12 protein-coding genes and 1 pseudogene are annotated in these 13,266 nt (G+C 52.2%); 4 read left to right on the top strand and 9 right to left on the bottom strand.

The features are described from left to right. Positions 1 to 2 precede the first annotated feature (2 nt). Genes nqrF through HV127_RS13015 form a run of 6 tightly spaced genes read right to left on the bottom strand, consistent with a single transcriptional unit; the run spans position 3 to position 5,844 of the window. The gene (nqrF, locus tag HV127_RS13040) at positions 3 to 1,226 is read right to left on the bottom strand and encodes an NADH:ubiquinone reductase (Na(+)-transporting) subunit F (protein ID WP_182236510.1); all 1,224 of its coding nucleotides are present in this window, start codon (positions 1,224 to 1,226) and stop codon (positions 3 to 5) included. Between the two features lie 11 nt (positions 1,227 to 1,237). After that, positions 1,238 to 1,834, bottom strand: a complete 597-nt coding sequence (nqrE, locus tag HV127_RS13035; protein WP_110273894.1) for an NADH:ubiquinone reductase (Na(+)-transporting) subunit E — start codon at positions 1,832 to 1,834, stop codon at positions 1,238 to 1,240. Between the two features lie 6 nt (positions 1,835 to 1,840). Continuing rightward, positions 1,841 to 2,479, bottom strand: coding sequence for an NADH:ubiquinone reductase (Na(+)-transporting) subunit D (locus HV127_RS13030; RefSeq protein ID WP_110273895.1), 639 nt, complete (start codon positions 2,477 to 2,479; stop codon positions 1,841 to 1,843). Beyond that, positions 2,472 to 3,266: a Na(+)-translocating NADH-quinone reductase subunit C gene (locus HV127_RS13025; protein WP_182236508.1), complete on the bottom strand. Its 795-nt coding sequence runs from the start codon at positions 3,264 to 3,266 to the stop codon at positions 2,472 to 2,474. Before HV127_RS13025 ends, HV127_RS13030 begins: the two co-directional genes overlap by 8 nt. Continuing rightward, positions 3,259 to 4,497, bottom strand: a complete 1,239-nt coding sequence (locus tag HV127_RS13020) for an NADH:ubiquinone reductase (Na(+)-transporting) subunit B (RefSeq protein ID WP_182236506.1) — start codon at positions 4,495 to 4,497, stop codon at positions 3,259 to 3,261. Before HV127_RS13020 ends, HV127_RS13025 begins: the two co-directional genes overlap by 8 nt. A 3-nt stretch (positions 4,498 to 4,500) precedes the next feature. Continuing rightward, complete coding sequence (locus HV127_RS13015) at positions 4,501 to 5,844, bottom strand: Na(+)-translocating NADH-quinone reductase subunit A (RefSeq protein WP_182236504.1); 1,344 nt, start codon at positions 5,842 to 5,844, stop codon at positions 4,501 to 4,503. A gap of 414 nt (positions 5,845 to 6,258) precedes the next feature. Here HV127_RS13015 and dpaA point away from each other — a divergent pair, with 414 nt between their 5' ends. Then, positions 6,259 to 6,999 (top strand): peptidoglycan meso-diaminopimelic acid protein amidase, encoded by a 741-nt coding sequence (gene dpaA, locus HV127_RS13010; RefSeq protein WP_112214007.1) that lies wholly within the window; start codon positions 6,259 to 6,261, stop codon positions 6,997 to 6,999. Here the strand turns inward: dpaA and HV127_RS13005 are convergent. Next, complete coding sequence (locus HV127_RS13005) at positions 6,970 to 7,737, bottom strand: class II glutamine amidotransferase (RefSeq protein WP_182236502.1); 768 nt, start codon at positions 7,735 to 7,737, stop codon at positions 6,970 to 6,972. The genes dpaA and HV127_RS13005 overlap by 30 nt on opposite strands. A 43-nt stretch (positions 7,738 to 7,780) precedes the next feature. After that, entirely contained in the window at positions 7,781 to 8,362 is a 582-nt protein-coding gene (gene lpcA / locus HV127_RS13000; RefSeq protein ID WP_123755557.1) for a D-sedoheptulose 7-phosphate isomerase, read from the bottom strand. A gap of 238 nt (positions 8,363 to 8,600) precedes the next feature. On the opposite strand from lpcA, the gene fadE reads away from it, so the two are divergent. Next, on the top strand, positions 8,601 to 11,045 hold the full coding sequence (gene fadE / locus HV127_RS12995) for an acyl-CoA dehydrogenase FadE (RefSeq protein ID WP_182236499.1): 2,445 nt from the start codon (positions 8,601 to 8,603) through the stop codon (positions 11,043 to 11,045). 166 nt (positions 11,046 to 11,211) lie between these two features. Further along, positions 11,212 to 11,982: an amidohydrolase gene (locus tag HV127_RS12990; RefSeq protein WP_182236488.1), complete on the top strand. Its 771-nt coding sequence runs from the start codon at positions 11,212 to 11,214 to the stop codon at positions 11,980 to 11,982. A 156-nt stretch (positions 11,983 to 12,138) separates the two neighbouring features. Here HV127_RS12990 and eamB read toward each other — a convergent pair whose 3' ends face one another. Continuing rightward, entirely contained in the window at positions 12,139 to 12,732 is a 594-nt protein-coding gene (gene eamB, locus HV127_RS12985) for a cysteine/O-acetylserine transporter (protein ID WP_182236485.1), read from the bottom strand. Between the two features lie 104 nt (positions 12,733 to 12,836). Here eamB and HV127_RS12980 point away from each other — a divergent pair. After that, a pseudogene (locus HV127_RS12980) lies at positions 12,837 to 13,208 on the top strand (LysR family transcriptional regulator); the annotation flags it as partial. Positions 13,209 to 13,266 lie beyond the last annotated feature (58 nt).

Raw genomic sequence — 13,266 nt, 5'->3', positions numbered from 1 at the left:
CATCAGCCTCCAAAGTCATCCAGCATGATGTTTTCATCTTCAACGCCGAGATCTTTGAGCATTTTAATCACCGCAGCGTTCATGACCGGCGGGCCACACATATAAAATTCACAGTCTTCCGGTGCCGGATGATCGCGCAGATAGTTTTCATACAGGACGTTGTGAATAAAGCCAGTATGGCCGGTCCAGTTATCTTCCGGTAACGGATCGGACAGCGCCACATGGAAGGTGAAATTCGGATTTTCACGCGCCAACTGTTCGAATTCATCGTCATAGAACATTTCACGCAGAGAACGCGCACCGTACCAGAAGCTAATTTTACGCGTGCTGTGCAGACGCTTAAGCTGATCGAAAATATGCGAACGCATCGGCGCCATTCCAGCACCGCCGCCGATGAAGACCATTTCCGCGTCCGTCTCTTTGGCAAAGAATTCACCAAACGGCCCGGAAATCGTCACCTTATCGCCCGCTTTCAGCGACCAAATATACGAGGACATGATACCCGGTGGCGCGTCAGGTACTTTCGGCGGCGGCGTCGCGATACGCACGTTAAGCATGATAATGCCTTTCTCTTCCGGATAGTTAGCCATTGAGTAAGCGCGCAAAGTCGGCTCTTTTACGTCAGAAACGTAGCGGAAGAGGTTAAATTTATCCCAATCGCCGCGATACTCGTCCGGTACATCAAAGTCGGCATAAGCGACCTTGTGCGAAGGACATTCAATCTGAATATAACCACCCGCGCGGAATGGAACCTCGTCGCCATCCGGCACGCGCAGCTTCAGCTCTTTGATAAAAGTAGCTTTATTATCATTAGAGATAACCTCGCATTCCCACTTCTTAACTCCGAAGATTTCTTCCGGCAGCTCAATTTTCATGTTCTGCTTCACCGCTACCTGACAGGCCAGGCGGCAGCCTTCTTTCGCCTCACGTTTGGTGATATGAGAAAGTTCGGTTGGCAGAATATCGCCGCCGCCCTCTTTCACCGTCACCCGGCATTGACCGCAGGAACCACCGCCACCGCAGGCGGATGAAACGAAAATACCGTTGTTGGAGAGTGTGTTGAGTAATTTATCACCCGCCGGAGTACGGATCTGTTTGTCCGCCTCGTTATTAATTTCGATGACCACATCACCAGCATTCACCAGTTTTGAACGCGCGGCCAGTATCAACCCTGATAGCACCAGGACGATCAGCGTGAACATCACAACGCCAAGAATAATTTCCATACTTTCCGCCCTTATAGCTGCACACCGGAGAATGACATAAAGCCCAGCGCCATCAGACCCGTGGTAATAAAGGTGATCCCTAACCCGCGCAGGCCTGCGGGCACGTTTGCGTATTTCATTTTTTCACGGATGCCAGCCATCGCCACAATCGCCAACAGCCAGCCAATACCAGAGCCAAAACCGTACACGATGGATTCGGTGAAGTTATAGTCACGCTGCACCATGAATGAGACACCGCCAAAAATCGCGCAGTTAACGGCGATCAGCGGCAAGAATATCCCCAGCGCGTTGTAGAGCGCCGGAAAGTACTTATCGAGGATCATTTCCAGAATCTGCACCAGCGCTGCGATAACCCCGATAAAGGTGATGAAGTTGAGGAAACTTAAGTCAACACCCTCCACCAATGCGCTGTCGCGTAACACCAGGTTATACACCAGGTTATTGATAGGCACGGCCAGCCCAAGCACGACCGTTACCGCAACGCCAAGCCCAAAGGAGGTCGAGACTTTTTTCGATACCGCGAGGAAGGTACACATCCCCAGAAAGAAGGCCAGCGCCATGTTTTCAACAAACACAGCGCGGACAAACAGGCTAATGTAATGAGCCATAATCGGTTACTCCTTTTCCTGCTGTTCAGGCTTCCAACTGCGCACGGCCCAAATCAACAAACCGATAATGAAGAATGCGCTCGGTGCCAAAAGGAACATACCATTTGGCTGGTACCAGCCGCCGTTCTGCACCGTTTCCAGCACCGTGATGCCAAACAGTTTGCCGCTGCCAATGAGTTCGCGCAGGAAGCCGACAATCAACAGAATCGCACCATATCCCAGACCGTTGCCGATACCGTCCATAAAACTCGCCAGCGGCGGCGACTTCATGGCATAGGCTTCCGCCCGCCCCATTACAATACAGTTAGTGATGATAAGCCCGACAAACACTGATAGCTGTTTCGAGGTCTCATAGGCAAAGGCACGTAACAACTGGTCAACCACAATAACCAGTGAGGCGATAATCGCCATCTGTACAATGATGCGCACGCTGTTAGGAATATGGTGACGAATCATAGAGATAAACATGCTGGAGAATGCCGTAACCAGCGTTACCGCGATGGTCATAACAAAAGCGGTTTCCAGCTTGGTGGTTACAGCCAGTGCAGAACACACGCCCAAAACCTGCAGAGTAATGGGGTTATTAGCGATAAGCGGCCCCACCAGCACACGCTTCATTTCTTTCATGTCGCCCAAATCAGCCATTATTCAGCTCCCCTTCGCGCACCTTATTCAGGAATGGACCAAAGCCCAGTTTGCCCATCCAGAAATCAAAGCTATGCTGGACACCGTTCGCGGTCAGCGTTGCGCCTGACAGGCCATCAACAGCATGAACGTCACCCGGACGCGCACCGCCTTTTACTATTTTCAGCGCTGGCATGCCTTTGTCGTCAAGTACCTGTTTACCAACAAACTGCTGACGCCAGTTCGGGTTTTCTATTTCCCCGCCCAGCCCTGGCGTTTCACCGTGATCGTAATAAGTAATCCCTTTAACCGTACGGCCATCGGTTTCCAGCGCAACAAAGGCATACATCACCGACCACAGGCCGTTACCGTAAATTGGCAATACGACTTCCTGAACCTGCTGCTTCTCATCGCGCACCAGATAAATTTCGGCAATATTGCTGCGGCGTTTGATTCCGGCCGGGTCCTGACTGGCTTCCAACTGTATGCTCTGCTGCGGATCCTTCAGCGCCTGGGAGTGATTAAACTTGCTCGGATCTTTATCCAGCAGTTCACCAGTGGCTAAATCGACTAATCGTGGAGAGATGCGGGCATTAAAAATGCCAGCCACTTCATCTGCATTCATCCCCTGCTTCATCAGCCCTGCAACCGCCAGGATATTGCGCTGTTTATCCAGCGCGCGCTGCTCCTGCTGGCGCGACTTCAGCCCCACGGCAGAACCGGCGACCACGATGGAGCAAACCAGACAAAGCACCAGCACCACCAGCAGCGTTTTGCCGATGCTATCGTTACTTTTATTCTCAGCCACGCGACTTCCTCCGCTTAATATTGGCTCGCACCACCAGGTAATCAAACAGCGGAGCGAAGAGGTTGGCGAAGAGGATCGCCAGCATCATCCCTTCCGGATAGGCCGGGTTGACCACGCGAATCAGCACGCACATCACGCCGATAAGCAGGCCATAACTCCATTTTCCTTTATCCGTAAAGGACGCGGATACCGGGTCCGTGGCCATAAACATCATGCCGAAGGCAAAACCGCCAAGCACCAGATGCCAGTACCACGGCATGGCAAACATCGGGTTGGTATCAGAGCCAATGAAATTGAACAGGGTCGCGGTGGCAACCATACCGATCAGCACCCCAGCGACAATGCGCCAGGAGGCCACGCGACCGAAGATGATAATTGCACCGCCGATGAGAATCATCAGCGTCGAGACTTCACCAATCGAGCCAGGAATATTGCCCAGGAAGGCGTCCATCCAACCGATCGGCTGGCCGGTAATAACGTTAACCAGTGATTCACCACCACCGCTCGTCCACTGAGATAGCGGCGTTGCGCCGGAAAAACCATCCGCCGCGGTCCACACCAGATCGCCAGAAATTTGCGCCGGGTAGGCAAAGAATAAAAACGCACGCCCAGCCAGCGCCGGGTTAAGAAAGTTGCGCCCGGTGCCGCCAAAAATCTCCTTGGCGATAACAACGCCAAATGAGATCCCCAATGCGGCCTGCCACAGCGGCAGAGTAGGCGGCACTATCAATGCGAACAGGATTGAGGTAACGAAGAAGCCTTCGTTTATTTCGTGCTTACGCACGATAGCAAACAGAACCTCCCAGAATCCGCCGACAAGAAACACGGTGATGTAGATGGGCAGGAAGAATATCGCCCCCAGCGTCATCATGCTGAGCCAACCGGCATCAGCAGTGAAGCTCACCCCCAGCCATTGTGCAATGCTGTAGTGCCAGTTCCCGGCGATAACCTGCTGCAGTTGTTCAGCACCGTATAATTTATGCAGTGCCGGGATGGTTTCCTGACCAACGTTATACATTCCCCAGAACATCGCCGGGAAAACCGCAAACCACACCAGAATCATCATCCGCTTGAGGTCGATGGCGTCTCTGACATGCGCCGCACCGCGCGTCACCTGCCCCGGAGTGTAAAACAGCGTCGCCGTCGCTTCGAACAGCGGATAGTATTTTTCCAGCTTGCCGCCATGCGTAAAGTGCGGCTCAAGTTTGTCAAAAATTTGCTTTAAGCCCATCACTTATCCTTCCTGCTCAATCTGGGTTAACACACTGCGCAACGCCGGGCCAAATTCATATTTGCCGGGGCATACGTAGGTGCACAGTGCCAGGTCTTCCTCATCCAGCTCCAGACAGCCCAGCGCCTGCGCGCTATCGGTATCACCCGCCAGCAAATCTCGCAGCAACATCGTGGGCAAAATATCCAGCGGCATCACGCGCTCATAGTTACCAATTGGCACCATAGCCCGCTCGCCGCCGTGGGTATCCGTCGAGAAGTTAAACAGCTTATGCTTGAGGAAATGACCAAGCGTGGTGCGGGTAATGGAGAATTTATCTTTCCCCGGCATCACCCAGCCGAACAGTTCTTTTTCACGCCCCTCTTTCACCACGCTGACCTGCAAATGAAAGCGCCCAAGGAAAGCATGGGGTCCATAGGCATGGGTTCCGCTGAGAACTGAACCCGAAATAACGCGGTTTTCATCATCAAGCAGCTCATCGACAAGCAGCTCATCAAGGCTGGCACCTAAGCAAGTCTTTAACAGACGAGGCTCTTTTACCTGCGGACCACCGAGGGCAATAATGCGTTCGCTATATATTTCCCCTTCGAGGAATAATTTACCGATAGCGATGACGTCCTGGTAGTTTAGATGCCAGACCTGCTTTTTCAGGCTAACCGGCTCCAGAAAATGGATGTGCGTTCCGGGTAGCCCTGCCGGATGTGGTCCGGTGAACTGGTTGAAAGTCACCTGCCCAACAGGATGCCCACCAAGCTTGCCGCCGCTGGCCTGACACACATGAACTTGACCGTCAGTCAGACGCGTCAGCACCGTCAGCCCGGCATCAAAAGCGTCGCGCTGGGCCAGAATGATGGGCTGAGGTTCGGCTGCTAGCGGGTTGGTGTCTATCGCAGTTACAAAAATCGCCGCGGGCACGCTGCCCGGAGCCGGAATTTTGCTGAAAGGACGGGTACGAAATGCAGTCCACTGCCCGGACTCCAGCAGCTGTTGCTGCACGCTCTCACGCGTTAATCCAGCAAAGTCAGCGGGTTCATAACGGGAAAAATGAATGGCCTCCTCTCCCTCGACATCGATAACAACCGATTGCAGAACCCGTCGCTCGCCACGGTGAATGGCGCTAACGATTCCGCTCGCGGGGGCGGTAAAACGCACGCCAGGGTTCTTTTTATCTTCGAACAGGAGTTGGCCTTTTTGCACCCGGTCGCCTTCACGCACCGCCATCGAAGGGCGCATACCGATGTACTCTTCACCTAACAGCGCAACGCGTTTGACCGCAGTCTTAGAAGAAATTTGCTGTGATGGCATGCCAGCTATGGGCAGATTTAGCCCTTTCGTGATTTTAATCATATCGTTAGCAGGTATCCGTTACTTAAACCCCGGCATCAGGCCGAGGCCAGCATCATTGATGGAAAAATAAGAGGAAGAAAGGAACACCATAGTCCTGGTGATTCACAAGATGGGAGAGAAGCATCCTTTCTTACCCTGATCATTTAGCAGACCAAGTGTAACATTTCGTGAGCAGCGCCTGTAGACAAACCGCCATTAAGTCGTTCTAAAATGCGAGCTATTACGCAAAGTTCTGACTGCGCTTTGCCGTGAGATTCGCTATAACAGGAAACTAAAACGTAAACGCAGCACGTCGTGCTTGCGAAAAACTGCCGTGATGCTAATGTGAGCGCTCTAAATCCAGAAAACTCTGATTTCGGATCTCTCTTGCCGTCCTGGCAATGTGGTTATTTGTTTTATCAAGGAACAAGTAGTATGCGCAAAATCGCATTATTTATTGCGATGCTTCTGTTGCCATGCGTGTCATTCGCAGGGTTACTCAGCAGTAATAGCTCGACAACACCGATGAGCAAAGAATATAAGCAGCAATTAATGGGCTCACCGGTCTACATTGAGATCTTTAAAGAAGAGCGCATGCTCGATCTTTACGTCAAAATGGGCGAAACCTATCAGCTTCTCGATAGCTACCGGATCTGCAACTACTCCGGTGGTCTCGGACCCAAGCAGCGTCAGGGCGATTTTAAGAGCCCGGAAGGTTTCTATAACGTTTCCCGCAATCAGCTAAAACCTGACAGTCGCTTCTATAAAGCAATCAATATCGGCTTCCCGAACGCCTACGATCGTGCGCATGGTTATGAAGGTAAATACCTGATGATTCACGGCGCGTGCGTATCAGTCGGCTGTTATGCCATGACCGATACCGGTATTGATGAGATTTTCCAGTTCGTCACCGGGGCGCTAGTCTTCGGTCAGTCCAGCGTCCAGGTCAGCATTTATCCTTTCCGCATGACCGATGCCAACATGGCCCGTCACAAGTTTTCCTATTTCACCGATTTCTGGAAACAGCTGAAACCTGGCTATGATTACTTCCAGCAGACGCACAAGCCGCCGGTAGTCTCAGTGGCCGATGGCCGCTACGTGGTAAGCAAGCCGCTCAGCCACGAAGTTGTCCAGCCGCAGCTCGCATCAAACTACACGGTCCCCGAGGCAAAATAATGCCCACTCGCCTGGCATGATCTTATTCCAGGTTTCGTTGCCAGTTAACGGCTGAGTGGCGATCACGGAGACCACATCATTCGGTGTAGTCTCGCGTTGAAAATCGATTTCCACATCCTGATCCAGCAACGTTGCTACACCAAACGGCGCGCGTCGCGTGATCCAGTATAAATTGGTTGAGCAAAACGCCATCACATAGCGTCCATCGGACAGCAGCATGTTAAACACGCCTTTTTCGCGCAGCGTTCCGGCAAGCGTAGCGATAAATCTAAACACCTCGACCATATCATCCGGCGTATTGGGATAGCGTTCAGTTACGCTATGCAGTAACCAGCAGAAGGCTTTCTCGCTGTCCGTCTCGCCAATTGGCTGCAGATTTCCCGTCTCCAGAGACTCATATCCTTCTAACTGGCCGTTATGCGCGTAGGTCCAGTTACGTCCCCAGAGTTCACGGGTAAACGGATGAGTATTTTCCAGCGCGACGATCCCCCGGTTAGCCTGGCGAATATGGGCGATGACTGAACATGATTTAATGGGATAGTCCTGTACCAGCTTAGCAATCGGTGACTGAAAGCTAGGCTGTGGATCTTTAAATGTGCGACAGCCCTTACCTTCATAAAAGGTAATGCCCCAGCCGTCTTTATGCGGCCCAGTTCCGCCACCGCGCTGCACCAGCCCGGTAAAACTAAAGCAAATATCTGTTGGCACATTCGCGCTCATCCCGAGCAATTCGCACATAGATCACCTCATACAACAATGCGGGAGTCACCCCCGCGATTTATCAGGCTTTAACCATCTCTTTTTCAATCAACATAATCAGGATATGAATCACTTTAATGTGAATTTCCTGAATGCGATCGGCATAGCCAAAATGCGGTACGCGAATTTCAACATCCGCAGAGCCCGCCATTTTACCGCCATCTTTGCCGGTCAGAGTGATGACTTTCATCCCCTGAGCGCGAGCGGCTTCAATCGCTTTAATAACGTTGCCAGAGTTACCGGAAGTAGAAATCCCCAGCAACACGTCGCCTGAGCGGCCCACCGACTCAACGTAGCGAGAAAAAACATATTCATAGCCAAAATCATTACTGACGCAAGAGAGATGGCTCACGTCTGAAATCGCAATTGCCGGATAGCCCGGGCGATTTTCACGATAGCGCCCGGTCAGTTCTTCCGCAAAATGCATCGCATCGCAGTGAGAACCGCCATTACCGCAGGAAAGAACTTTGCCGCCAGCCTTAAAGCTATCTGCCAGCAGCACCGCTGCACGCTGAATGGCATGAATGTTGGCATCGTCCTGCAGAAAATTAGCCAGCGTTTCCGCCGCTTCGTTCAGTTCGTTACGAATAAGATCCTGGTACATGAGGATAATCCTTCAGTATTTGTGGGATAACTCAGGCAGTTTACCGGATAGCCGCCGAAGCGAGAAGCAGCAGACGGGTCTATCCCCTGCGGTTTTGATTTTATGTGCCGCATTTCCGTACAACAATGTGAGCAATGTTGTAATTATTTTGTAAACATATTGCTAAAACAAATTACATCCACTACAACCATATCATCACAAGTGGTCAGACCTCCTACAAGACAGGGAGCATTTCTTTATGATGATTTTGAGTATTGTTGCAACCGTTGTTTTACTCGGTGCGCTCTTCTATCACCGAATCAATCTGCTGCTTAGCAGCGCGATTTTGCTTGCCTGGACTGCGGCACTCGGCGTTGCTGGACTGTGGAATATCTGGCTACTGGTACCGCTGGCTATCATTCTCCTGCCGTTTAACTTTGCGCCAATGCGTAAATCAATGATTTCAGTTCCTGCATTTCGCGCTTTCCGCAAGGTTATGCCGCCGATGTCGCGTACTGAAAAAGAAGCCATTGATGCCGGTACCACCTGGTGGGAAGGCGACCTGTTTCGCGGTAACCCTGACTGGCAGAAGCTGCACAACTACCCGCAGCCGCGCCTGACCGCTGAAGAACAAGCCTTTATTGACGGCCCGGTTGAAGAAGCCTGCCGCATGGCGAACGACTTCGAAATTACCCACGAGATGGCCGATCTACCGCCGGAGCTGTGGGCTTATCTGAAAGAGCATCGCTTCTTCGCGATGATCATCAAGAAAGAGTACGGCGGCCTGGAGTTTTCTGCTTTCGCCCAGGCGCGCGTGCTGCAAAAACTGTCCGGCGTTTCCGGGATTCTGGCGATTACCGTCGGTGTACCTAACTCATTAGGCCCAGGCGAACTGCTGCAGCATTACGGCACCGAAGAGCAGAAGAATCACTATCTGCCACGTCTGGCGCGCGGTCAGGAAATTCCGTGCTTCGCGCTGACCAGCCCGGAAGCAGGCTCAGATGCTGGGGCCATTCCGGACACCGGCGTGGTCTGCATGGGCGAATGGCAGGGCCAACAGGTGCTGGGTATGCGCCTGACCTGGAACAAACGCTACATCACGCTTGCGCCAATCGCCACGGTACTGGGACTGGCGTTTAAACTCTCCGACCCCGACCGCCTGCTGGGTGGTGAAGAAGAGCTGGGTATCACCTGTGCCCTGATCCCAACAGCCACACCAGGCGTTGAGATCGGTCGTCGCCACTTCCCGCTGAACGTTCCGTTCCAGAATGGCCCGACCCAGGGTAAAGATATTTTTGTTCCTATCGATTACATCATTGGCGGCCCGTCGATGGCCGGTCAGGGCTGGCGGATGCTGGTTGAATGTTTATCCGTGGGCCGCGGCATCACGTTACCGTCCAATGCCACGGGCGGCCTGAAATCCGTCGCCATGGCTACCGGCGCCTACGCGCATATTCGCCGCCAGTTCAAAATCTCTATCGGTAAAATGGAAGGGATTGAAGAACCGCTGGCGCGTATTGCAGGTAACGCCTACGTGATGGATGCCGCAGCCTCGCTGATTACCTACGGTATTATGCTCGGTGAAAAACCGGCGGTACTATCGGCAATTGTGAAATATCACTGTACCCATCGCGGCCAGCGCTCGATCATTGACGCAATGGATATTACCGGCGGTAAAGGCATTATGCTCGGCAGCGGTAACTTCCTGGCGCGAGCCTATCAGGGCGCACCAATCGCTATCACCGTGGAGGGGGCGAATATACTCACCCGCAGCATGATGATCTTCGGTCAGGGGGCGATTCGTTGCCATCCGTACGTACTGGATGAAATGGCCGCCGCGCAGAATAACGATGTTAACGCATTCGATAAGCTGCTGTTCAAACATATCGGTCATGTGGGTAGCAACAAAGTACGCAGCTTCTGGCTGGGTCTGACTCGCGGCCTCACCAGCAGTTCACCGACCCGCGATGCCACTCGCCGCTACTATCAGCATATGAATCGCCTGAGCGCCAACCTGGCCCTGCTGTCCGATGTCTCAATGGCGGTACTGGGCGGTAGTCTGAAACGTCGCGAGCGTATTTCAGCGCGCCTGGGCGATGTACTGAGCCAGCTCTATTTGGCCTCTGCGGTGCTGAAGCGCTATGACGATGAAGGGCGTAACGAAGCAGATTTGCCGCTGGTTCACTGGGGCGTGCAGGATGCGCTGTATCAGGCAGAACAGGCCATTGATGATCTGCTGGTCAACTTCCCGAATCGCCTGGTGGCCGGAGCCCTTCGCGTAGCTATCTTCCCGACCGGGCGTCATTATCTGGCCCCTTCAGATAAGCTGGATCATAAAGTAGCGAAAATTCTGCAGGTTCCGAGCGCGACTCGTTCTCGTATCGGCCGCGGTCAGTACTTGACGCCGAGCGAGCATAACCCGGTTGGATTGCTGGAAGAGGCGCTGCTCGATGTTATGGCGGCCGACCCCATCCACCAGCGTATTTGCAAAGAACTTGGTAAGAACCTGTCGTTTACCCGTCTTGATGAACTGGCCCATAACGCGCTGGCAAAAGGGTTAATTAATCAGGATGAGGCTGATATTCTGGTTCGTGCCGAAACCAGTCGCCTGCGCAGTATTAACGTCGACGACTTCGCCCCGGATGAGCTGGCGACCCGCCCGGTAAAGCTGCCGGAGAAAGTACGCAAGATTGAAGCGGCATAAAAAACCATAATATAACAACATCACGATCGAGGCGGGCCCCCCCGCCTCATTTTTTTTCCCGCCTCCCAACTTATCATTTTATTAACAAAATATTCCGCCAGCCATCCACTGACTGATATGGTGTTAAAGTAATAATAAGCCTCTCTTGATACTGGAGTTCATCATTGTGCCCGGACTGAAAATTACCCTTTTACAACAACCGCTGGTGTGGATGGACGGTCCCGCCAACCTGCGCCATTTCGATCGTCAACTGGAAGGAATTACCGGGCGTGATGTGATTGTTCTACCGGAAATGTTCACTACCGGTTTCGCGATGGAGGCGGCGAAGCAGTCGTTAGCGCAAGAGGATGTTATTGCCTGGATGGAAGCGAAGGCCGCGCAAACCAACGCGCTAATCGCAGGCAGTGCAGCACTGCAAACGGAACGCGGGCCCGTTAACCGTTTTCTGTTAGTTGAGCCTGATGGTAAAACGCATTTTTATGATAAACGACACCTGTTTCGCATGGCGGATGAGCATCATCATTATGAGGCAGGTAGTGAACGCGTGATTTTTGCATGGCGCGGCTGGAGAATTCTGCCGCTGGTATGCTACGACTTGCGCTTCCCGGTGTGGTCACGTAACCATAATGACTATGATTTAGCACTTTACGTTGCCAACTGGCCCGCACCGCGCTCCACCCACTGGCAGGCATTACTGGTCGCCCGAGCAATTGAAAACCAGGCCTACGTCGCTGGTTGTAACCGCGTAGGTACCGACGGCAACGGCCATCACTATCGGGGAGACAGCCGGATTATCACCCCACAAGGAGAGATAATCGCCACCGCCGAACCGCATCAGGCTACGCGCCTGGATGCTGAACTGTCATTAACAGCGCTTAAAGAGTACCGCGAAAAGTTTCCGGCCTGGCAGGATGCGGATCCTTTCACACTCAACTAATGCAAATATACCCTAAATAATTCAAGTTGCTTAAAGACGGCAAGGGAGTGAGTCCCCGGGAGCATAGATAACTATGTAACCGGGGTGAGCGAGCGCAGCCAACACATAAGCAGCTTGAAGTATGACGGGTATAAAGGGGAGCCAATGCTCCCTTTCCTATATTTTAAACAAGATCCTTGCTGCGCAGTAGACCAGTAACAAAGCTAAAAGGAAATTTACCTGACGCCCATAATGCAGGAATAAGCGCTGAAACAGATGCCCGGCCAGCGCCCAACACACGTTGCCGAAAGTCCCAATTGCCGCAAGAAGCAAACTCACGCTCACCAGCCAAACAGGATCACGCGTCACCGGCAGTACAAAGGTCGACAGTGCCGTAATCCCATAAAGGATGATTTTAACATTCACAAACTGTAGGCCCAAGCTCATCCAAAAACTTACCGGTTTGCCGCTGAGATCATTGCCAGCAGGTTTACTCTTCGCTATTTGCCACGCTAACCAAAGAATATAGGCAGCACCAATCCAACTCAGTGCCCGGGATAATCCCTCATCGAGCATAACTAACGAAAACGTCAGGCCAGCACAAATCAGCATCGTAATAATAAACCCCACGCTCATCCCGGCCAGCACGAACATGCTTTTGCGCAACCCATGTGAAGCTACGCTGCTCAGCGCAAGAATGTTATTCGGCCCGGGGGTCAATGCGGTTATCAGGGTGTAGGTTAAAAATGCGCTTATCAAGGCTGGGGGCACTTGTCTTCTCCTGTTTTTTAGCCGACAGTACCCGATATAAATCATTTAAAAAAATGAATATTATTTCATTCTAAATTCGATAATTTCGATACATTGAGGCCATGATGGACTTACGTCGCTTTGTCACGCTCAAGACGGTTGTTGAAGAGGGATCCTTTTTACGCGCTTCGCAGAAACTATGCTGTACGCAATCAACAGTGACATTTCACATTCAACAACTTGAGCAAGAGCTGTCTATCCAGCTTTTTGAAAAAATCGGCCGCCGGATGTGCCTGACTACAGCCGGGAAAAATATTCTTCCCCACATCCACGAGCTGATAAAAGTGATGGAGTCCATTCGTCATGCCGCCAGGCAGGATCAGGAGCCGAGTGGAGAGCTCCGTGTTGCCACCGGGGAAACGCTGCTGGCATATAAAATCCCCGCCGTTTTACAACGCTTTAAGCAGCGGGCGCCAAATGTCAAGGCTCAATTGAAATGTCCGTTATCCAGCTCAATTAAAATGACCACTTTGATCTCTCATTCTCTTTACTGAT

Source organism: Klebsiella sp. RHBSTW-00215 (assembly GCF_014103785.1).
Classification (GTDB): domain Bacteria; phylum Pseudomonadota; class Gammaproteobacteria; order Enterobacterales; family Enterobacteriaceae; genus Klebsiella.
This window is presented reverse-complemented; position numbering and strand designations above follow the sequence as displayed.

Coding starts and splice junctions, on each gene's coding strand:
- nqrF (WP_182236510.1), bottom strand. CDS start 1,226: ATGGAAATTATTCTTGGCGTTGTGATGTTCACGCTGATCGTCCTGGTG.
- nqrE (WP_110273894.1), bottom strand. CDS start 1,834: ATGGCTCATTACATTAGCCTGTTTGTCCGCGCTGTGTTTGTTGAAAAC.
- HV127_RS13030 (WP_110273895.1), bottom strand. CDS start 2,479: ATGGCTGATTTGGGCGACATGAAAGAAATGAAGCGTGTGCTGGTGGGG.
- HV127_RS13020 (WP_182236506.1), bottom strand. CDS start 4,497: ATGGGCTTAAAGCAAATTTTTGACAAACTTGAGCCGCACTTTACGCAT.
- HV127_RS13015 (WP_182236504.1), bottom strand. CDS start 5,844: ATGATTAAAATCACGAAAGGGCTAAATCTGCCCATAGCTGGCATGCCA.
- dpaA (WP_112214007.1), top strand. CDS start 6,259: ATGCGCAAAATCGCATTATTTATTGCGATGCTTCTGTTGCCATGCGTG.
- HV127_RS13005 (WP_182236502.1), bottom strand. CDS start 7,737: ATGTGCGAATTGCTCGGGATGAGCGCGAATGTGCCAACAGATATTTGC.
- lpcA (WP_123755557.1), bottom strand. CDS start 8,362: ATGTACCAGGATCTTATTCGTAACGAACTGAACGAAGCGGCGGAAACG.
- fadE (WP_182236499.1), top strand. CDS start 8,601: ATGATGATTTTGAGTATTGTTGCAACCGTTGTTTTACTCGGTGCGCTC.